The following is a 20,957-nucleotide window of genomic DNA, read 5'->3' on the forward strand; positions in this document are numbered from 1 at the left end:
GCCGACACAAGGACTTCACCGGAGCCGCTCGATAATCGATGCCCGCACCCATCGGCGCGGCGTCCGGAGCTGAGCAAGAAGGAAATCGAACGATTCATCGAAGCCTTTGCGGCCTCATCCCGTGCTCCGCACGGTAGAACCAGGCGAGAAGCAGGAAGGTGTCACAACCCATTACAGCGCGCCCCACCCCGCACCGCCCCGCAAACCGACCCGAACGTACAGGTCCGCTCTGCTGTCCCAGCGGAATCACTCGTCGGCGAGCGCTGAGCGGGTCGCCTGCAGCGCCGAGAGGAGCAGCAGCCGGTCCGCGTCGGCGCTTCCCGGCTCGGCGGTGAAGACCAGCATGACCGGGCCGGGATTTCCCGGAAGTGGGTATGTGTCCCAGTCCAAGACGATGTCGCCGACCTCGGGGATCCGGAAAGTCTTTGTGCCGCTGACAGACTCGCGGATGTCGTGGCGGGCCCAGAGCCGCCGGAACTCGGCGCTGTGGATGCTCAGTTCACCGACGATCGCGGTAGCGCGAGGATGGGTGGGATCGGTCGCGACCGCGGCACGCATCATGCCGATGTAATCCAGAGCCTGCCGCTCCCAGTCCGGACAGGTCCGCTCGCCGGTCAGCGTGTCGTCGAAGATCAGCAGAAGCATGTTGAGCCGGTCGGGCGGGTAAGTGCCCGGGTCGCCGAGCAACGCCTCCGCCATCGGGTTCCAGTCGAGCAGGTCGAGATGCCTACCGAGGACGACCGCGGGGGTGTTCATGACCCGAAGCAACCGACGCGTGCTGTCCGGCACCTGTTCCGGATCGCGGTTCATTCGAGTGGGCATCGGCCGACGGGCGGCGCGCGCCAGGCCGAACAGGTAGCGGCGTTCCTCATCGTCGAGGCCGAGCGCGGTGGCGAGCGCGTCGAGGACGTCGTCGGACGGACGCACCTCCCGACCCTGCTCCATCCGCTGGTAGTAATCGGTGCTCAGCCCGGCGAGCATGGCCAGCTCCTCGCGCCGCAGCCCGGTGACCTTCCGCCGGCCGCCCGGCTCGAGGCCGACGTCGTGTGGATGCAACCGGCCGCGCCGCGCGCAAGAAACCACCGAGCTCACGAGCGTACGGATGCGAGTTGATCACTTCTTCAGTGTGCCTCGGGCCTTGGCCACTGAAGGTAGGTCTACCAGACCTGGGCAACCGAGAACGACCGTGACGGCCCGGACCGCCCGTAGCGTCGACCGTCCAACGCACCGACATTCCCAGGAGCAGCAGATGACCGAATGGACCGCCGACCGTATTCCCGACCACCGCGGCCGGGTAGCCGTGGTGACCGGCGCGAACTCAGGCCTGGGCCTGGTGACCGCTACCGAACTCGCTCGCCGCGGCGCCCACGTCGTACTCGCCGTCCGCAACACCGACGCCGGTGCGGAGGCCGTCCGCCGGATCGGCGGCGAGGCCGAGGTACGCGAGCTGGACCTGGCCTCACTTGCTTCCGTGCGGACCTTCGCGGCGAAGCTGGCCGCGGACTTCCCGGCTATCGACCTCCTCATAAACAATGCCGGCGTCGTACTGCTCGGCCCGCGCCGCACCTCCGCCGACGGCTTCGAGCTGCACCTCGCCACCAACATGCTCGGTCACTTCGCACTGACCGGCCTGCTGCTCGACAACCTGGCTGCGTCGGGCGAAGCCCGCGTAGTCGGTCTCAGCTCGATCACCCACAAGAACGCGCACTTGGACTTCGATGACCTGATGTTCGAACGTTCTTACCGAGCAGCTCCTGCCTACGGCAGGTCAAAGCTCGCCACCACCGTCTTCGGCATCGAACTGGATCGCCGCCTGCGCGCGGCCGGATCGCCGGTCATCAGTGTGCTGGCCCACCCAGGTCTCACCCGTACCAATCTCACTCCGCGAGCCTGGGAGCACCGTGGACGTTTGGGGCGACTGATCGCATGGGGCGGCCTGCTGGCCACGCAGTCGGTGGAACAGGGCGCGCTTCCGCAGTTGCGTGCTGCGACCGAGCCCGATGTGCAAGGGGGCCAGTTTTTGGGTCCCTCCAGGCTCTGGGAGACGCGGGGCCAGGTCGCGGAGGTCCGGGCCGGTCGGGAGGCAGCCGATCCCGCCATCGGAAAGCGACTCTGGGCGGCCTCCGAGAAATTGACCGGCGTCAGCTTCCTTTAACCCCCGCTTCACCAAACGGTCGGCGGTGGCCCCGAGCGAAGCCTCGCCGACCGAACTACTCTCGCGCAGCCATCTCGACCGAGTTCGCCCGTGCTTCCGGCGCGACTCCGCGCGGCGACGGTGGTGCGATCGGCGGAAACCCGGACTCCGCCGACCGCACCGGCAAGATCCATCGCACCGAAAAGCGCGAGATATCACCTTTCCAGCGCTACTTGTTCACGGCTACTCCCGAAGACCGGTGCGGGTTCCTGCCGTTGCCTCGGTGATCCGGGTCCGCGCGCTACGGGGTGAGTGCCGCCTTGACGCAAGCCTGGAACTGGCCGTAGCCGAGTGTCTCGATCGAGCACTGGGTGACGACGAGATCGACATCGAGTTTCGGGGCGACATCGACCGCCACTTGCGCGGAGGCCGACGCCGCCGAGATGGTGATGGCAGCTGCGGCCACGGCGAGTGGAAGACCGGCGAACCTGGCGATTGTGTGAATCATATTTGTTTCCCTCCAGGAATGGCAGTCGCTGGCGATTCGATTTCCGCCGCCAACGAATAGTGATACGAAGCGTGTTGGCGATGAGAACACCGCGTTCCACCGAAATACGATAACCCGATGGGCCATGACCGGGGGCGATCCAGCATTCCCGATATTGGTGATCCGGGGCAGGTGATCAGAAGCGAAAGACGGCCCTGGTTACTATGCCGGCTTTTCGCGGTTTCGCGCAGATTCGGACATGATCAGAGGCTGCGGAGGCCAGCAGATCCTCGAAACCCGAGCCGGTGACCTGCGTCGACGATCTGAGGTTTCCGCATCTCGCGGGGTATACGGCAGCATATAGAAGACGCGAATTACCGATTGGCTTTGAATCGGAGCCGGTCGCGACGAGTCCGCGGGAGGCGGCCCTGCCGATAGAAATTCGATAGCCGATTCGATTCACTCTTGTGGAAATATTAGCCTGCTGAATCAGGTCGAGTAACGGTCGCTGCGGCCAGAAATTCCGCAGATCTTTGTGAGGCGTGCACAATAGGGCTCGCGCGGGACAGGAGAATATGGCATCAGTACGTCCGCTCCGGCGGCGGCCGGTCGCGCGGCTATCCCCAGACCTATGCCGTCCTCGGCAGCCCCGCCAAGCGGGAGTACATCCACAACGCCCTCCCCCGGTTCGGCCACTGACGGAAAAGAATCAGGTCTGTCTCTGTTCGGCATGGTGGGCGACGCGGGGAGAGGAGATGCCATCGACGAACATTCCATTGGCGAGCACTGGAACCGCAGTGGTGGTGTCCATTCTGCGGCAACCGCGACATCGTCGCCGAAGCCTATGTCGACCAGTCGACGGCCGGACGCGCATTCCCACACGCTTCCGCCGACAGCGGCCCCACCCCTGACTCGGGCGAGAGCGGAAACGACCGCCCCGTCGCCGATCCAGTCTTCGATTGCCGGCCTCACAGCGTCCCGGCCGGGCCACTGTTCCCCGGCGGGAATGATCGTGATCGGCCGGTCGGTCGTGCCCCACCCCTGTCGGGTCGGCCATGCGGCGACAGCAGCGGAGTTACGCAGGCACGCAGCTAAGCCGCCGCGCGAGTTCATACCTGGCGCACGTGGGGGTTGACGTCGATCTGGCTGAACCCTCGGTCCAGCAGAGCCGGGCGGTCCGCCTTCCCGCCTGATCGCACCCACTCGCCGGATACGGCGTCGAGTACCGCGGTGGCTGCGTTGGTGAGCAAGTCCGCGGTGTATGCGTCGATGTCTGCCCCTGGGCGGTTTTGCAGCGCTTCGCTGACGCGCCGACGCCACTCGGTTCGCCGGTGGTGGAGTCGTCCGACGAGCGCGGGTGTGGCCTCGATGAGCCGAAGGGTAGCGAGTATCTGCTCGCTGGCATGGATCTCACCCTGCCAGGCCCGGAGCACACGATGCAGCGACTCCCAGGCGTCTTCGCCAACAGGCCGAGCCGCGATGTCGGCGACAACTTTCTCTCCGGTGAGGTCGACGCCGTCGAAGACGACGTCTTCCTTGGTGGGGAAGTATCGGAAGAAGCTGCGCTTGGTCATTCCGGCTGCGCTGGCGATCTCCTCGACAGTCGTCTCGTCGAAGCCCTTCCGAGTAAACAGGCCCATGGCGACCTCGGCGAGCTCGGCCCGGACCGCTCGGCGCGTCCGTTCGCGCAGTCCTTCTGTCACGCACTCAGACTACTTCGCGACATCAGGTGTCTATAGTGTCACCAAGTGACAATGTAGCGAGTGGAGTGGTGACCGTGGAAGGCAAGACCGTGCTGGTGACCGGGAGCACTGGAGGTATCGGGAAGGAGACCGCGCGAGCCCTGGCCGGACTGGGTGCCGGCGTCATCCTCGTCGGGCGCGACAAGGACCGCGCCGAGGCTGCTGTGGACGAGCTCCGCGGCTCCAGTGGGAACGACCGCGTCGAAGCGATCACCGCCGACATGTCCCGGCTCCGCGACGTGCGCCACCTCGCCGAGGAGGTCAGCAAGCGGAGCGGTGGAGTGGATGTGCTGATCAACAACGCGGGCGCAACGCGATCCCACCGGATACTGACCGAGGACGGCCTCGAGACCGCGTTCGCGGTCAATGTGGTCGCGCCGTTCTGTCTCACGCATTGGCTGATGCCGGCTCTGACGGCCGCCGGGTCCCCTCGGCAGCCCGCCCGGGTCATCAACATCACGGGCGGCATCCCGAAGGGGCGGATCGACCTGGACAACCTGCAAGGGGAGAAGTCCTACGTCGGGCTGTCGTTCTACAACCAGACCAAGCTGGCGCAGATGGCGATGAGTTACCGCTTCGCCCAAGAGCTCGGCGGCACACGAGCGACGCTGAACGTGGCCTACCCCGGGCACGCGTACACCTCGATGAACAAGAACCTCACCGCCGGCACCTACCCGCCGTTGGCGCGACCGATAGTGCCTCTGCTGCGGCTCGCCATGCCGATCATCTACGGCCACCGCGCACTACTGCGGGCCACCCGCTCCAGCGTGTACCTCGCCTCCAGTCCCGAGGTCGAAGGTATTCACGGGACTTACTTCAACAGCAAGGCCACCCCGACTCAGTGGCCCGATGCCGCCTTGGACAGAACCACCCAAAGCATCATCTGGGAATTGTGTGAGACACACCGCGAGCGGCTGACCACACAGTGATTCGCCATCCACGAACGGAAGCCTGTAACCACCACCGGCGACACAGCGGGGCAGACGGACTGCCGCCAGCCTCACGGTTGCCGGTTGACCGAGCACACACGGCCTCTGGGAACACGCCGCCCGTGTGGTGGTGTTGCTGGATCGGCAAGCCCAGCCGAAGCCGGCACCAGCAGACTTCCACTTCGCCGGCGTGCCGCTGCACTCCGGCCAGGTCACCGTCCGCGCGCTGGACCCCGCCACCGCGGGTGGGCCGGCCGCCCTTCGTGACGCGCCGTTCGGCTGAGGCCGGATGCGTTGTCGGACAGATTATCCGCGCCCGTCGACGAAACGCTCGAGTGCCGGCTCGCCTCGCTCTGCCCTGGGCTGGAATCTCCCCGGAAGCGTACTGTCGAGGGAACGAGACCGCCGAGGTCTTGCAAACAAAGGATGCCCAGTTGTCCGACAAATCTCCGCGTAGCACGATGTCCAAAAAGCAGGGGAAATCGATCAAGGAGAAACGAGCGGAGAAGAAGGCCAAGTCAGCCGCGACCGAATCCGGTGTTGAAGCCTTGGAGAGCAGAGGCAAGAAGCGCAAATAGACATACTGCTGTCCGGCGTCGGAGCTCAGCCCTCACGGGCTCGGCTCCACCGCGGGAAGATCGATGTCGTGCCGAGTCGACGAACGGATCCTGCCCGGGGTCGTCACGGCCCGGTGCGGGCGTGCTGTGAGGCCGGGACTGGACACCACCCGAGTACACGACGATTGCCGTGGGTGTGCTAAGACTGGTTCCTAGCAAAGGGGCCTCCGGTGCACCAGCTCAGTCTCGGCGTCGTCGCGCGTTCACGAAAAGAGAACGAACGGCGGTTGCCGATCCACCCACACCACCTCGACCGGATCGACGCCGATCTCCGGAAAACCATCTATCTCGAACACGGATACGGTGAACCCTTCGGCGTGCCCGACGAACGATTGGCGGGCACGGTCGCAGGGATGCGCACACGCGAGCAGCTCATCGCCGAGTGCGAGGTCATCCTGCTGGCCAAACCGCTGCGGGAAGACGTCGCCGAACTGCGGACCGGCCAGGTGCTGTGGGGCTGGCCCCACTGTGTGCAGGACGCCGAGCTGACCCAACTGGCCATCGACCGTCGACTGACCGTGATCGCGTTCGAGGCGATGAACCACTGGCGACGCGACGGCTCGTTCGGCCTGCACGTCTTCCACAAGAACAACGAGCTGGCCGGCTACTGCTCGGTGCTGCACGCCTTGCAGTCGATCGGGTCGACCGGGGACTACGGCCGCCGACTGCGAGCGGCGGTGATCGGCTTCGGGGCGACCGCGCGCGGCGCGGTGACCGCGCTGAACGCCCACGGGATCCACGACGTCGAAGTTCTCACCGCCCGTGGCCTCAGCACGGTCGGATCGCCGATCCATTCCGCCACGATGGTGCATTTCGACCACGACGCGAACATGCAGGGCGACCCGCGTCGCAGCTACGCACACACCGAGCCCGGCCGGGTGCCGTTGGCCGGGTTTCTCGCCGAGCACGACATCGTCGTCAATTGCGTGCTGCAGGACACCGACGCGCCGCTGACCTTCCTCATCGAAGACGACCTCGCCGCTTTCGCCCCGGGTAGCCTCATCGTCGACGTCTCTTGCGACGAAGCCATGGGCTTCAGCTGGGCGCAGCCCACGACGTTCACCCGGCCGACCCTCCCGGTCGGCGACGGGGTCACCTACTACGCTGTCGATCACAGCCCGTCCTACCTGTGGAACTCGGCGACCTGGGAGATCAGCGAAGCGCTGCTGCCGCACCTGCGGTCGGTCCTTTCCGGACACTCCACCTGGGACGATCACGAAACCGTCCGACGCGCGATCGAGATCCGCAACGGCACGATCCAGAACTCCGCGATCCTGTCTTTCCAACAGCGCCTACCGCAATACCCGCACCACCGCCGCTGAACACCGGCGACCGCGCCAACGCTGAACTCGTCGAACGCCTGTCGCGCAGACCACGAGGATGAGATGACCGTGACTCGAAGACTGCAGCCGGGCCCGCTGCCGACCTTCAACCGTCCGCAGGACCATTGCGTCTATTCGAGGTAATCCCGAAGCAACTGTGAGCGCGATGGGTGACGTAGCTTCGACATCGTCTTCGACTCGATCTGCCGGATCCGCTCACGGGTGACGCCGTAGACCTTCCCGATGTCGTCGAGCGTTCGAGGCTGCCCATCGTCCAGGCCGTAACGCAGGCGCATGACACCGGCTTCGCGCTCGCTGAGCGTGTCGAGTACCGACCGCAACTGCTCCTGCAGCAGGGTGAACGCTACCTTCTCGACGGCTACGACAGCCTCGGAGTCTTCGATGAAATCGCCGAACTGGGTCGTGCCCTCGTCACCGAGCGTCTGGTCCAACGAGATCGGTTCGCGTGCGATTTGCCGAACCTCGAGAACCTTCTTGGGTGTAATACCCAATTCTGCGGCAAGCTCTTGGTCTGTTGCCTCGCGGCCCAGCTGCTGAAGCAGTTCGCGCTCCACCCGCCCGAGCTTGTTGATGATCTCCACCATGTGCACGGGGATTCGTATGGTGCGGGCCTGGTCGGCCATGGCGCGAGAAATCGCCTGGCGAATCCACCATGTGGCATAGGTCGAGAACTTGAATCCTCTGCTGTAGTCGAACTTTTCGACCGCACGCACAAGACCCAGATTGCCCTCCTGGATCAGGTCGAGGAAGGCCATGCCCCGCCCGGTGTACCGTTTTGCGATCGACACCACCAGCCGCAGGTTTGCCTCGAGCAGATGATCTTTGGCCGCGATGCCGTCCTGTACGATCCAGGTCAGGTCTCGGCGACGTGCGATCGTGAGACCCGCGGGCCCCTCGCATTCGGCCTGCAGTTTCTGCACCGCATACAGACCGACTTCGATCCGGACCGCGAGATCGACCTCCTCGGCCGCGGAGAGTAGCGGAACTCGCCCGATCTGCTTCAGATACGCCCGTGTCGAGTCCCCACTGGCGGTGAACTCGGCTTCCTTGCGCGCCCGACGCAGCGCCGGAGACTCGTCCTCAACCCAGATGTCATCCGCAACGTCATCTTGCTCCGCCGAGGTGCCGGTGGAATCTTGGCCATTTGTTTCGCTTGCGGTCGTTGCCATATTCGCCTCTCCGAGTGATTCGGGCGACCTCGCGATACAAGAAACAGGACCGCAGAGAGGCCTCGAGCGGCTCGGCAATCACCGGGACCAATGACCAGCGTACTGGTCGGCACACGAAGTGAGGCGACGACCGGCACCTTCCCATACCTTCCAGTAGGGTGGCGATCTGCCATCGGGTCAACGTGTCGAGTTCTCGGTGGAGCAGGACCGGAAGGGGCCCCAAGCCGTGGACGTCCACACCGAGGGTCAAGCAAACCAACTCCGGAAATCCGGGCAACATCAATCGACGGCTCCCCGGACAGCCCGGAGCCTGATATTCTCCGCGCGCGGAGAGTCGGCACGAAAAGTGTTGACATGGAAGAGAACCGGCGTAACGCGGACGGCCCGGAAATCCGCGACCGGGGTGCGGGTGGCGGCCGGAGCGAAGGGCGGATGTGGTTCTGCGCATCGGTGAGGAATTCGCGGGCTACCGGATCGATCGAGAACTGGGTCGCGGCGGGATGGGGGTCGTCTACCGCGCTGTGCACCCGCGGCTGCCGTCCAAGATAGTGGCGCTCAAGGTATTCGACCCCTCCCGCGGCGGCCCCCGCGGGCTGCGCCTGTTCGGTCGGGAAGCCGAACTCGTCTGCGGTCTGTCGCATCCGAACATCGTGCGGATACACGACCGTGATGTCACCGACGGGCTGTGCTGGATCGAAATGGAATACGTCGACGGCCCCAACGTCACCGAGGTACTGCTCGACACCGGCGCCGGACTGGACCCGTCCCGTGCTGTCAGCTTCATCTCCGACGCCGCCGCCGGTATCGACCACGCCCATCACAACAAGGTCGTGCATCGCGATATCAAACCGTCCAACCTGCTGGTCTCCACCGCCGACGGCCGTGAACGCGTGCTGGTCGCCGATTTCGGAATCGCCCGCAGCCTCGAAGACGACGCCACCCTCACCGGTGTCGGCCGGCGCGAATACTCGCCGCATTACGTGGCCCCGGAGCGTTTCGTCAGTTCGCTGCCCGACCACCGCTCCGACATCTACTCGCTCGGGGCGACACTGCACCGACTGCTCACCGGTTCCTACCCTTACCCGAACCGTGGCGACCGGGAACTGATCCACGCGCACCGCAGCGAACCTGCTCCGGTGCCCACCCGTATCCGGCCGGACCTGCCGGAGGTGTTCGACTCCGTTATCGCCAAGGCGATGGCCAAGGATCCCGACGACCGATACCAGAGCTGCGCGGAACTGGCCGCCGCCGCCCGCGCCGCACTGTCGGACGAAGTGGTCGCCGAGGTGTCCCGCCCTGTTCATACCGATGCGCTGCCTCGGGCCACGACATCCGAGCGGGTCGGAGCCGACACGGTCACCGGGGCGGAAACGGTTGTCTCCCAGGACACCACCGTGCCCGCCTCCCGGGTTCGCCCTCGTTGGCCATGGATGGCGGCAGCCGCCGCGCTCACCGTCGCGCTCGCCGCCGGCTGGGCCCTTGCCGTCCGGGCCGAACCCGACCCTCCGACGACCCCGGTACCTATCGTGGGCCCCGGCCCGACCGCCACGACCCCCAGCCGCCTCACGGCCCGTTGCCACTGGACGATCCGGCACTTCAACGGCGACCGCACCTATGTGGAACTGCCGACCGGCCACGGCTCCCGAGACGAACCGAACTGCATCCTGAATCTCGGCGACCGCACCGACGCCGTGTCCTCGGTACAACGCGCGGTCGCCCTGTGCCATCACATCCCCGTCGATGTGTCGGGCGCTTACGACTTCACGACCAAGTCGGCGATCGAACAGCTTCAGAAGACCGCAGGCGCCATGGCCGACGGGATCTACGGTCCACGGACCCGCACCACAGTTCTGCGATGGCCGGTGTTTCGGGAAACGGACGGAGGTTTTGCAGGAATATGTTGGAATCTCGACTGACCCGGATACCCATCGATTTGCGGCTGCTCGGTCCGGTGCGCCTGGTCATCGGCGGCCGCCGACTCCACCTGAGTGGATACCGGACGCTGATGATACTCGCCGTACTCGCCGTCGAACGCGGGGTCGCGTTGTCCCCGCAACGACTCGGCCGGCGGGTCTGGGACGACGAACCCCCGCCCAGCTACCGCAGCAGTCTGCAGAACCGGATCGCGCGGATCCGCGCCGCCATCCGCGCCGCGGGCGTCTCCGATACCGACCTGCTGCGCACCGAATCCGGCTGCTACCGCCTGGACATCCGGCCCGGCGACTGCGATCTGCACCGTTTCACCGAAACCCGCACCAAAGCTGTCATGGCGCGGGACAGAGGCGATTACGAGGGTGCGTCGGATGCGTTCCGGCAGGCCCTGGCGGAATGGTCCGGAGACGCGCTCGACGGGCTGCGGGCATCCCCGTTCGTGGACGGTTTCCGGGTCCGCATGGAGGAGGAACGGCGGCAGACGGTGATCGACCGGATCGATATGGATATCGCGTGCGGCCGGGCCCGGGAGGTGATCGGGGAACTGCGGGTCATGGCCGAGGAATCACCGACCGGGGTCGCGGTGTGGTCGCGCTACATCACCGCGCTCTACCTCGGTGACAGCGCCGACGACGCCGCCGGGGCCTGCCGGGTCATCCTGAGCCGGCTGTACGACCAGGGTATGGACGCGCCGCAGGAACTCCGGGCGCTACAGGAACGGATCCTGCGTCACGAACCTTTGCCCGGAAGTCCCGTTTCCGGCTCCACAGCGCCGGAAGAGGAGCGGCCGACGCTGCAGGAATCGCTGTCGGTGATCATGCTGGTCTCCGGCGATGGCCAGGTCATCGCTGTCACCGAGGCCGGGGTGAGTATCGGCCGCGGCGTCGGCAACGATCTGCGGCTGGCCGATCCGAAGATCAGCCGCCGGCACGCCCGTGTCGACAGCGACGGTGAACGCGCGCACATCACCGATCTCGGCTCCGCGAACGGGGTCTACGTAAACGACCGCCGCATCGGCTCGGCGACTCTGCTCGAACCAGGCGACACCATCCGCCTGGGTTCCACCATGGTGAAAGTACGCCTCGCAGACCCCGCCCGGTGATCGTCCGGACACATTGGTGCGACGTGAGCGCGACGTTGGCGCGCCTGGATAACTTCATTCCACCCTGCTCGGGAGCTGCCCCGAACAGCAGTCACCACAAGGGAACTGGAGTCGGAATGAATGAGATGTCCACTACACGCCTGACCGGCCGCACGCTCCGAGCGGTCCTGGTCGCGGGTATCGCGCTGAGCATCGCGAGTGGTTCGGCCGCGCTCGCCCAGGCGCAGAGCGCACCCGCGACGTCGGGCGAACAGGACACCGCCCATGCGTGTGCGTCCTCTTATCCGACGCTGTCGCGCGGCTCGACCGGCGATTGCGTCTATGTTGTACAGAAGGCCCTCTACCTCATCGGTTTCCGCGGAACCCCATTGGACGGCGTCTTCGGTCCAGTCACCGAACAGACCGTGCGCGAGTACCAGAAGTCGGCCGGGATCAAGGCCGACGGCATCGTCGGACCGGACACCTGGGCCGCGCTCATCGGGGAATCGGCACTCGCCGGTCGCTGATCCGCATGACTGCTCCGGCCGTCGGCTCGCCGAATTTCGCGGCAGCCGACGGCCACCGCTGTACGCCCGATGCCCATTCCGTGGCCAGATGTCGGGCCCGGCGCGATGGACCCGATCGCCCCGATTGACAACGCGGACATACCCGGCTCCAGGAACTCGGCCTTCCATGGGCCGGCCGACTGCTCACTGCACTTTTCCCGACGGGCCGCCTTCGCGATCGTCGCCTCACCGGCCGGCACACCATCACGATCCGCGTCTTCTTCTCGACCGGAATCGGCGGGGGTCTACCCATATGTCGGATTCTCCTTCAGGACTGACTCAATCGCCCTGCCACAGAGTCCGACGCGCGACACACCCGACTCGACCGAGTGCCGTGCAGTATCGGTACCTATCGGACCCGACCCGTTCACCCGGACCGAGAGCGCTGAAGAGTTCGTCCATCGCATTCTCGGCGACTGCCCTGCGTGGATATCGGGGCGACAGGTTCAGAATGTGCAGCGGTGCTGGGCGATCATCCGCATTCCTCCCGTGAACGACTCGGAGTCGAATACCGATATCGCGGCGAGCGGCCGAACCCACTGGACGGCGTCTTCGGTCCCGGCACCGAACAGATCGTGCGCGAGTACCAGGCGTCGGCCGGGATCAAGGCCGACGCCATCGTCGGACCGGACACCTGGGCCGCGCTCATCCGGTTACCAGAACACCGCAGAGCCCACAGCTCTGCACCCGGCCTGTCGTGGTAGCCAGCCGGGCCAGAGCTGTTGTGCAGGGTGCGGCGGGTCGAATCCGGAGTTGATGAACGCGGCGGCACCGCTGGCCACTCGGGCACCGGTGCGACGGGCGATCGGCAGTGACCGCCCGATAGAGCGGAGCTTGCATCAGACCGAATGTCCGACTATCTTCCGATTCTGTTACTAGAAGTTACATTTATTCGCGTTCGGTGCCGGACCGATGCGATGGGCGCCGGAGGCGAGGGTAAGCGATGATCACGCTGCGCAAGGACGGTCCAACGCGATCGCATTCGGTACGACCGCAGTGGGCTGCCTTCGGCGCGCTTGTCACCTCGTGCCTGGCTGTGCTGCTGGTGTTGCTGGACAACACCGTGGTAGTCGTGGCGCTGCCGACACTGGCCAACGAGCTCGATTCGGACTTCAGCGGATTGCAGTGGGTGATCGACTCCTACACGCTCCCGTTCGCCGGGTTCTTGCTGATGTTCGGCCATCTCGGAGATCGGCTCGGGCGTCGCCGCGTGCTGGTAGGTGGCCTGGTGGGTATCGCTGCGATGTCTGTACTCGGTGCATGCGCGCAATCGTTGACCCAGGTGCTCATCGCCCGGGCCGGCATGGGAGTTTCGGCTGCGGCGGTGTTCCCCGCGACCCTGGCAATCATCACCACGGTGTATCCCACGCCGCGTCTACGTGCGCTGGGGATCGCGGTCTGGACCGCGATGGCCGGATTCGCTGTCGGGATCGGACCGACCGTGGGTGGTTGGCTGCTGGAGCATTTCTCCTGGCACTCGATGTTCTGGATCAACGTGCCCGCCGCCGTCGTCGTGCTCGCCCTGGCCTACGTTTTCGTTCCGGAATCACGTTCGGGTAGGACAGGATCGCTGGACCTACTCGGTGTCACTCTCTCGATTGCCGGAGTTTTCCTGCTGGTGTGGAGTTTCATCGAAGCACCCCGGCACGGGTGGACGGCACCCATGACAATCGGCGGAATCCTCGCCGCGGTGCTACTGCTGGCGCTGTTCGCGGCGTGGGAACTGCGCGCCGAATACCCGGTGTTGAATGTGCGTTTGTTCCGGATCCGCCGCTTCGCGTTACCCGCGCTCGCGCTCGCGGTGTCGTACTTCGCGATGTTCGGTTTCCTGTTCATGGTCAGCCAGTACTTCCAAGGGGTGTTGCTGATGGATCCGTTGACCTTCGGTATCCATTCGCTGCCGTTCGCCCTCGCGGTCGGCCTCGGCGCGCCGGTCGCGACCTGGCTCGGCTACAGGTACGGGCACACTCCGGTCGTGATCGCGGGGATGGTGATCCTGGCCGGAGGGCTGATGTGGGCCGGGCAGGCGACCGTCGAAACCACCTACTGGCAGATCCCGTTCGGGTCGATGATCCTGATGGGCGGCGGTCTGGGCATCGTCACCGGGCCTGTCACCGACTCCGTCATGTCCTCGGTACCCCGCCTGGAAGTCGGCGCCGGATCGGCGGTCAACGACACGACCCGCGAAATCGGTGGTGCTCTCGGAATCGCCATCCTCGGCTCGGTGCTGTTCGGTAAATACCGCGATATCGTCTCGGCGAAGCTCGACTCCTACGGTCCGCTCGCGAATAACTTCCTGTCCGCCCAGCAGCGCGATTTGATCGAGAACTCCCCGATCTCGGTACTCGAGATATTGAACCGGCCCGGGCTCCCCGGCGTGGTCACCGATCTGGACAATCCGAACAGTCTCGTGCGGGTTATGCAGGATGCGACGATGCAGGGCTGGAAGTACGCGGCGATGATCATGGTCGCCAGTGTGCTGGCCACTGCCATCGTCTTCGCTGTGTTCATGCCGTGGAGCCGCGGCGAGTCGTTGATCGACAACACGGGTGACCGCGACGCACACGGCGAGGAGGCTGCGGTGCCAGGCCGTCCCGACGCCGGCGACGTCCAACGCAGCTATTCCCGCCCGGCCGGATGGTGATGATCGAGCAGGTCGAGCAGCTCAGCGGATACCCGATCCAGCGGTCCGGCACTGCCGGCCGCGATCGACATGATGACCGCACCGTAGAGCACGAAACCACAAATTGGTCCCAAACCGTGAGGTAAACGTGGGCTCGGTCAAAAGAAAAGGTCAGTGCCCGGTACTACACCGGGCCTGACCCGGGGTTTCAGGTGGAGCTAAGGGGACTCGAACCCCTGACCCCCACATAGAGCGTCATGAGCCATCGGCTCGGGATCGGTGCGCGGTGCCCAACCCCAACGATCAGCCCAGCGGCGACCGCCGTGACCGGATAGGCAAGTTGCGGGCTTCACGAATCATGCTCGGCTGCAACGCAATTTCGACGCATTGATCGCAACTTTCTGCGGAGGCCAAAACGCGCGGCACCTCTCCGCGAGTTACCCGGAGAGACCAGCAGCACGTACTCGGCCCGCGCTGATCGTTGGTCAGAACGTCAAATCCCCCGACGGACGACAGGAAAGTGGCCCGGTTCACCTCGCCGCGATGGTCAGGAGCACAGGAAGAGGACTGCCCAGCACAAAGGGCGAAACCCGCCGACGGTGCCGCCTTCAGTTCTCGAACAATCGCCTCTCGGCAAAGCCTGACACCGATGCCACCTCGACGACGAAAGCGCGGGGTTACCGGTGGGCCCGTTCGAGTCTTGCACCCACCGCCTTCTTCCCGACACGGCACACGGCCGACGCTGTGCGATCAGAGCTTCTCGCTCGCGCTGTGGCGTCCGACCACTTCTGCGGGCTACGACACCTTTTGCACCCTGACCCAGCTGATGACGACCGTCAGATACACACCAGCAAGAGGACTATCCAGGCATGCGCCGAGTCGTGGTAGACAGCCTGGCCAGCGGCCAGCATCCCGGTGGCGGCGAGGTGCGGCGCTCCGGTACCGAGGTTGCGGGTTGTACTGGGAGACCTGCGGAGACCCGCTGCGCCCCGGGATGTCTCACGAACGATGGCGGTCTCAAAGGGTCAGCGCATCACCGCTGTTCATTCGGACTCCTCCGGTCTGGGCCAGGAACCGGCGCACGTGCTGCAACGGCATCCCGAGGGACCGCGACATCGAACTGAGCGACTCACCTGCCCGCCACCGTCTCCACAACTCGTCCTGACCAGCAGGTGACAACCCGTAATCCCGCACCGAACCCTCCACGCCGACATGATCATCCATGCGGTGATGCAGTGAGCGGTTGAGCCCAAGATCGTTTCCCGACAACACCGAAACCGCGCGAAGAGCCCCCGAACCCGAGTGCTGCCGACGAACAGCAGTTGGTGCAGCGAGCATCTACTCAGGCGAGGTCGCCCGGATCTCGTCTGCTGACGGCAGTACTGCCGCCGTCATCGGTCGGTCGCCGACTCCGTGACTGTGGGCTCCGCGGGCGTTGCTCCGGGCACGGACGGCTTGGTGAACCAGCCGGCGTACGTCAGCAGCAGACCGATCGCTCCCAGGACTGCGAAGAAGGCCCGCGCCAGCAGCGTCGCGGTGGGCGAGAGCATGGTTGCGTCAACGGTTTCCTCGACAGCGGTGGGGTGGGCGATCAGAAGGAAGCCGCGCAGGGCAACGAACCAGCCGAACACGGAGATCGTGATCGCGAGCGGTCCGCGCCAGCTGCGGTGACCGCCGATGATGACCAGGCCCGCGCCGAGCATCAGCGCGCCGAGCATGAAGACCAGGACCGGCTGTGAGAACAGGTCGTTGATGAGCCAGATCAGATCCGGCAGACGGATCGCGTAGAGGATCGTGAACGTGGCGATGTAGGGGCCGATGACGCGGGCGAATGCCCGCGTGCGCAGCTGTGCTTCGACCGAGGCTGAGGACGTGGTCGTCGACATGGTGTCTACTCCTTGGTGGGCCGGGGCGCGCGGTCCCGTCGGGTTGCGGGCGTGAAGCCCGCTTGGTGAAGGACGGCGCGCAGGTACTGCTCGACGTCGTCCGGCGTGCTGGTGTCGGGCCGGGTGACCAGGTGCTGCCACCCCGCGCCGGTGAGCATGTCCAGCAGGACCTGCGGGTCGGTGTCCGGTGGCAGCTCGCCGTTGTCCCGGGCCTGCTCGAACACCGCCGTGCGGGCATCGCTTCGATGGCTACCGAGCTGCTGCTCGTAGGCGTCGGCGATCTCGGGATAGTCCTCGAACGCGCCGTAGAGCCGGCGCAGGAGCCGTCGCTGCCGAGGATCGGCGAGCGCTGCCGCCCACCCCGTCAGCAGATGTTCCAGGTCGCGGATCTCCGGCGTTGGCGGTGGGTTGCCGTAGGCGGACTCGACAGCGGCGATCAGGAGCTGCGTCTTGTCCGGAAAACGACGGTAGACGGTGGCTCGTGTCACCCCGGCGCGCCGAGCGACCTGCTCGATGCTGGCGGCGGCCGCGCCACGCTCGATCAGCAGCTCCAGCGCCGCGTCGAGGATGGCGGTATCGGCGCCGGCGTCCCGCGGGCGGCCAGGCGGACGTGCCTCGATTCCCATGTTAATTACAATACAGTACTGATCTGCATTGTAAATGCGGGGCAGCAAGGCGGTTGCCATCCGGCCCCTGTTTCGCTGAACGATGTTCGTGCACCCAGGGGTGCCACTAACGATCGTGCCACCTGGTACATGAAGCCCTGTTCGGCCAGGTAGCTGGCGTGAGGCACTGCACGGCCGCCACTGCACACGGTGGACCGGACGACATCAACCCCAGTTCCAGCCGGTTCGTGCGCGACGGTGACACCGTTTTCGGTCGTCGTAGTATTCGCCGAAATCAGGCGAAGTGGCGGGTTTGGTTGATAGGTTCTTGCTATCGGTCGGTGGGTGAGCGGTCACTGATCGACCGGGCCAATAGCAGGGTGGTACTGCCATCGTTTTCTGTGATGTCCCGGATATGCTCGAAACCGACTGCGCTCAGAACACGCAGCGAAGCCTTGTTCGGCGCGGCCACGGTGGCGTGCACCTCGGTCAGCCCCAGGGTGTGGAAACCGTAGGCGACGAGCGCTTCTGCCAACTCGACGCCCAAACCGCATCCCCACACCTGTGGGGTCAAAGCGTAAATGATCTCGTAGCCCTCGACCACGTCAGTCGGCTTGATCTCGGCATGCCCGACCAGGCGTCCGTCCCGGCGAACGGCCCAGACGTCGAACAGATCGTCCGCATAAACCTTGGTGAAGACCCGCCCGAACAAGGCCCGGTCGGCCGCTTCGGAAGACGGGCCGTCACCCATCCATCGAGACACCCTCGTGTCCTGAAACAAAGCGACGAAGCCTTCCTCATCTTCCGGGACGTACCGCTCGAGGACAAGACGCTGGGTACGCAGAGTAGAAGTCACGAGCGGCGACGCTACCCGCGAGCTGGCGTGGGACTCGCTGGTGATCGCGGCCGGTGCCGGTCTGCCCGCGATCGAGAAGTGGAGACGGAGGCGGCAGGAACCGGACTCGGTCTCGAAACCATGGATTTTGGCCCGGAACCGTCCTGTGTTGTCCACCGCCGGCCGCCCGAAATATGATGGGTGGCAAAATATCCGAGAATGACAGTAGGTGCGTGACTACAGTCACCACGATCAATACTTGGTGAGGGGCGCCGGACTCGTGCCGTGCCGCGTAGTAGGGCATCCCGTAACGCCGTTTCAGCCTCGTCACGAACTTCGAATTCGCGTCGCCCATCAGCCCGAAAACCGGGCCGTCGTGTAACTCTGCGACGACGGCGGCGACGCACTCGGACACGGTGTACGGCATAGCCGTTCCATTCAGCAGTATCGGTCAGAGAGCGGGCGCGGTCTTCGGGGCAGGGACCGCGGCGCAGGCCACCGCACCGAGGACCGCGACCAGAGCGAATACGCCGACATTCACACTCAGGCCGGCACCGGCGGCCACGAGAGCGCCACCGACGATCGGTCCGGCAACCGCACCGAGGCGGCCGACGCCGGTGCTGACGCCCAGGGCCGTGGCTCGGTTTCCGGGGCTGTAGTGGGCGGCGATATAGCCGTAGATCACCACCTGGTTGCCGGTGGTCGCCGCTCCGGCCACGAACACGAGCAGGAAGAGAACGGCGGTCGGCAACGGCACCGCGATCAGCCCCAAGGACGCGACCGCGAGGACGAAAAGAGCTGTCGCGATCCACCGACTGCCCCACCGGTCGGCCAAGGCCGACCCGGCCAACCCGCCCACCGCGGCGCCGACGTTGAGGACGAGCAGGAACGCCAAGGCCGAGCCCAGCTCGTAGCCCGCCTCCCGCATCAGCGTCGGCAGCCAGGTGTTCAGGCCGAAGACCAGCAGGAAGCTGCAGAAGTTGGTGATGATGAACAGCACGAGCGCTGCGGTTTGTCTCCCTTTGAGCAGTGTCGTGAGCCGGCCCAGGCGAGCGCTGCGCCCGCCACCTCGCGGGCGTCGTACGAAGCCGGGTGACTCCGGGAGGAGCCAGATGCTGAGTGGAACGATGGTGACGAGCGGCAAGGCGCCGAACGCGAACAGCGCTCGGAAGCCGAGCGGTTCGAGGAACTGGAGAGCCATGACCGCGGCGAGCACTCCGCCCGCGGGAAATCCGCAGAGCATGAGTGCGTTGATGAAGTGACGGCGTGCCGGAGGTGCGACCTCCATGACCAATGCGACTGCCGTCGGCGGAATCCCGCCGAAGCCCAGGCCGGCCAGAAAGCGGAACAGGCCCAGCAACTCCGGTGTCGGGGCAAGGGCGGTGAGCAGCGTCATCAGCGAGAACCACGTCAGCGAAGCGATGAAAAGGCGCCTTCTGCCCATGAGGTCGGTGAGTGTGCCGACTGATACCGCGCCTAGAACGGCGCCCACGAGTGCGTAGCTTCCGATCGCTCCGGCCTGGGTGGGAGTGAGCTGCCAGTCCTGGTAGTCGAGGAGCTGTGGTACGGCGGATCCGTAAACGATGAGGTCGTAGCCATCGAACACGATGGCGGCGAAGCCGAGCGAAACCGCGGCGGCAACGGAATGGCGTCGGATGGACAGCGCTGTCATCCAAAACCCCTTTGTTTTGGCCGGCTGAAGTGCAGGCGTGAAGAGAACGCCCGCCGAATGCGGGCGCGAAGAGAACAGGAGTGAATCCGGGGAATGTCGATCAGCCGAGGCGGCGAATCCACTCGTCGATGGGGCCGGCGGCGTGGTCGCGTCGCTGCGCGGCCGGTTCGATCGGGTGGCCGTAGTGGTCCGCCGCGATCCGCAGGACTTGCTTGTCACTGCTGGCGACGGCGGCCACGATGCCGTCGAAATCACTGGGAAAGACGCAGTTGTCTGCGCTGTAGGAAATGAGCAGTGTCGGCAGAGTCATATCGGGGCCCGCCTTGGCGATGGTGGCGTTGGACGACAGTGCCGACCAGGTCGACAGCCAGGCCTCTGGTGTGGAGAGGCGCCCGAAACCGACGATGCCGTAGTTGGTGACCTCGGGCCTGGGCCCGTAGACCGAGCCGTACGCACGATCCGACTTGTCGAGCGACAGGTCCATCGCGCGCAGGTCGGCATCGGTGCGCCAGACAGTGATCAGCCGTGCGCTGCCGGCGCGATGACGGTCCTCGGCACTGGCACTGCCTGATTGGACTCGCTTGCGGGCGTCGAGCGCCTCGGCAACATGGGCGCGGGCGATCTCGTCGATGCGGGCGACCCGCTCGAGCTGGGCCGTGCGGTAGCGACGAACGAATTCCTCCGAGTAGGCGGAGCTTTCGGGAGCAGGACGGTAACCGTTGTGTTCGCCGAAGGGATTGAGCGCCGGGTCGACCGAGAACGCGTCGTTCTCGTCACTGACCGAGGGGTCGATACAGCAGCTGAGGAGGGTGCCCTGCCCTGGATGCGGAGCGAGATAGACGAGCGCATCGAGCGTGGGCAAGGTGGCTTTGTCCAGCGAGGTCGGGCGCCCCGCCGGTGTACGCAGGATTCGATCGTCCGGCGCTTTGTGTGATTGCTGCACGTAATAGGTGAACAGTGCCCCCCCGCCGGAGTTGCCGAGCCCGACGGTGCGGCGGAACCCGCGAGTGTGGAGCCACTCCAGGCCCGCACCGAGGTCGAGTAGTGCTTGCTCGTGAACCAGGCGGAGATCGTTGCCGGCGTCGCGCGCCTGTTGCACATAGACGGCGTGGCCGGCGCGAAGCAGGGCGGGGATGAGGTAGTGGCGGAAGAAGTCGACCCGCGGGTGCATCGTCACGATGACGGTGGTGTCACGAGACTCGCGGCCCGGCGGGGTGTAGAGAGTGCCCTTCGCCGCATTGCCGTCGACTGTGACATTGGTTTGCAGCTCGACACCGGTACCGGCCGGCAGTACCGCCGGATACCAGTCGGCGGTGAGTCCCGGGTTCCTCGCCAT

The 20,957-nt window shown here is 65.5% G+C and carries 19 protein-coding genes and 1 pseudogene; 9 read left to right on the forward strand and 11 right to left on the reverse strand.

All coding sequences use genetic code 11. The features are described from left to right. Positions 1-246: 246 nt before the first annotated feature. On the reverse strand, positions 247-1,083 hold the full coding sequence (locus NF4_RS17885; RefSeq protein WP_198165364.1) for a helix-turn-helix transcriptional regulator: 837 nt from the start codon (positions 1,081-1,083) through the stop codon (positions 247-249). A gap of 166 nt (positions 1,084-1,249) precedes the next feature. On the opposite strand from NF4_RS17885, the gene NF4_RS17890 reads away from it, so the two are divergent. After that, on the forward strand, positions 1,250-2,155 hold the full coding sequence (locus NF4_RS17890) for an oxidoreductase (RefSeq protein ID WP_063128468.1): 906 nt from the start codon (positions 1,250-1,252) through the stop codon (positions 2,153-2,155). 280 nt (positions 2,156-2,435) lie between these two features. Here the strand turns inward: NF4_RS17890 and NF4_RS17895 are convergent, their stop codons facing one another. Continuing rightward, positions 2,436-2,642, reverse strand: a complete 207-nt coding sequence (locus NF4_RS17895) for a hypothetical protein (RefSeq protein WP_063128469.1) — start codon at positions 2,640-2,642, stop codon at positions 2,436-2,438. A 1,088-nt stretch (positions 2,643-3,730) separates the two neighbouring features. After that, a complete protein-coding gene (locus NF4_RS17900; RefSeq protein ID WP_198165365.1) occupies positions 3,731-4,324 on the reverse strand; it encodes a TetR family transcriptional regulator in 594 nt (197 codons plus the stop codon). A gap of 74 nt (positions 4,325-4,398) precedes the next feature. Here NF4_RS17900 and NF4_RS17905 point away from each other — a divergent pair, with 74 nt between their 5' ends. The 3 genes from NF4_RS17905 (at position 4,399) to NF4_RS17910 (ending at position 7,231) form a co-directional block, all read left to right on the forward strand. Further along, a complete protein-coding gene (locus NF4_RS17905; protein ID WP_063128641.1) occupies positions 4,399-5,292 on the forward strand; it encodes an SDR family NAD(P)-dependent oxidoreductase in 894 nt (297 codons plus the stop codon). A 124-nt stretch (positions 5,293-5,416) separates the two neighbouring features. Then, on the forward strand, positions 5,417-5,575 hold the full coding sequence (locus tag NF4_RS37830) for a hypothetical protein (protein WP_157120424.1): 159 nt from the start codon (positions 5,417-5,419) through the stop codon (positions 5,573-5,575). Between the two features lie 504 nt (positions 5,576-6,079). After that, a complete protein-coding gene (locus tag NF4_RS17910) occupies positions 6,080-7,231 on the forward strand; it encodes a N(5)-(carboxyethyl)ornithine synthase (RefSeq protein ID WP_063128470.1) in 1,152 nt (383 codons plus the stop codon). 131 nt (positions 7,232-7,362) lie between these two features. On the opposite strand, the pseudogene NF4_RS17915 reads toward NF4_RS17910, so the two are convergent. After that, positions 7,363-8,430, reverse strand: a pseudogene (locus tag NF4_RS17915) (RNA polymerase sigma factor); the annotation flags it as partial. 425 nt (positions 8,431-8,855) lie between these two features. Between NF4_RS17915 and NF4_RS17920 the strand changes: the two are divergent. From NF4_RS17920 to NF4_RS17940, 5 genes are all read left to right on the forward strand, one after another. Further along, positions 8,856-10,337 carry a serine/threonine-protein kinase gene (locus NF4_RS17920; RefSeq protein WP_063128471.1) on the forward strand — a complete coding sequence of 494 codons (1,482 nt, stop codon included), beginning with the start codon at positions 8,856-8,858 and terminating at the stop codon, positions 10,335-10,337. Beyond that, a complete protein-coding gene (locus tag NF4_RS17925) occupies positions 10,319-11,455 on the forward strand; it encodes a BTAD domain-containing putative transcriptional regulator (protein ID WP_063128472.1) in 1,137 nt (378 codons plus the stop codon). Before NF4_RS17920 ends, NF4_RS17925 begins: the two co-directional genes overlap by 19 nt. 125 nt (positions 11,456-11,580) lie before the next feature. Then, the gene (locus tag NF4_RS17930; protein ID WP_232330532.1) at positions 11,581-11,961 is read left to right on the forward strand and encodes a peptidoglycan-binding domain-containing protein; all 381 of its coding nucleotides are present in this window, start codon (positions 11,581-11,583) and stop codon (positions 11,959-11,961) included. A gap of 500 nt (positions 11,962-12,461) precedes the next feature. After that, entirely contained in the window at positions 12,462-12,704 is a 243-nt protein-coding gene (locus NF4_RS17935) for a peptidoglycan-binding domain-containing protein (protein ID WP_063128474.1), read from the forward strand. A gap of 239 nt (positions 12,705-12,943) precedes the next feature. Further along, entirely contained in the window at positions 12,944-14,644 is a 1,701-nt protein-coding gene (locus NF4_RS17940; RefSeq protein WP_084533206.1) for an MFS transporter, read from the forward strand. On the opposite strand, the gene NF4_RS37840 is transcribed toward NF4_RS17940, so the two are convergent. From NF4_RS37840 to NF4_RS17970, 7 genes are all read right to left on the reverse strand, one after another. After that, positions 14,620-14,757 carry a hypothetical protein gene (locus tag NF4_RS37840; protein WP_157120426.1) on the reverse strand — a complete coding sequence of 46 codons (138 nt, stop codon included), beginning with the start codon at positions 14,755-14,757 and terminating at the stop codon, positions 14,620-14,622. The genes NF4_RS17940 and NF4_RS37840 overlap by 25 nt on opposite strands. A gap of 883 nt (positions 14,758-15,640) precedes the next feature. Continuing rightward, positions 15,641-15,847: a hypothetical protein gene (locus NF4_RS17945; protein ID WP_063128475.1), complete on the reverse strand. Its 207-nt coding sequence runs from the start codon at positions 15,845-15,847 to the stop codon at positions 15,641-15,643. A 167-nt stretch (positions 15,848-16,014) separates the two neighbouring features. Further along, positions 16,015-16,509, reverse strand: coding sequence for a hypothetical protein (locus NF4_RS17950; protein ID WP_063814621.1), 495 nt, complete (start codon positions 16,507-16,509; stop codon positions 16,015-16,017). A 5-nt stretch (positions 16,510-16,514) separates the two neighbouring features. Then, positions 16,515-17,135 (reverse strand): TetR/AcrR family transcriptional regulator, encoded by a 621-nt coding sequence (locus NF4_RS17955; RefSeq protein WP_063128476.1) that lies wholly within the window; start codon positions 17,133-17,135, stop codon positions 16,515-16,517. A gap of 310 nt (positions 17,136-17,445) precedes the next feature. After that, entirely contained in the window at positions 17,446-17,970 is a 525-nt protein-coding gene (locus NF4_RS17960; protein ID WP_063128642.1) for a GNAT family N-acetyltransferase, read from the reverse strand. Positions 17,971-18,400: 430 nt separating this feature from the next. Beyond that, entirely contained in the window at positions 18,401-19,621 is a 1,221-nt protein-coding gene (locus NF4_RS17965) for an MFS transporter (protein ID WP_063128477.1), read from the reverse strand. A 100-nt stretch (positions 19,622-19,721) separates the two neighbouring features. Beyond that, on the reverse strand, positions 19,722-20,957 hold the full coding sequence (locus NF4_RS17970; protein ID WP_157120427.1) for an alpha/beta hydrolase: 1,236 nt from the start codon (positions 20,955-20,957) through the stop codon (positions 19,722-19,724).

Source organism: Nocardia fusca NBRC 14340, assembly GCF_001618425.1.
In the GTDB taxonomy this organism is placed as follows: Bacteria; Actinomycetota; Actinomycetes; order Mycobacteriales; family Mycobacteriaceae; genus Nocardia; species Nocardia fusca.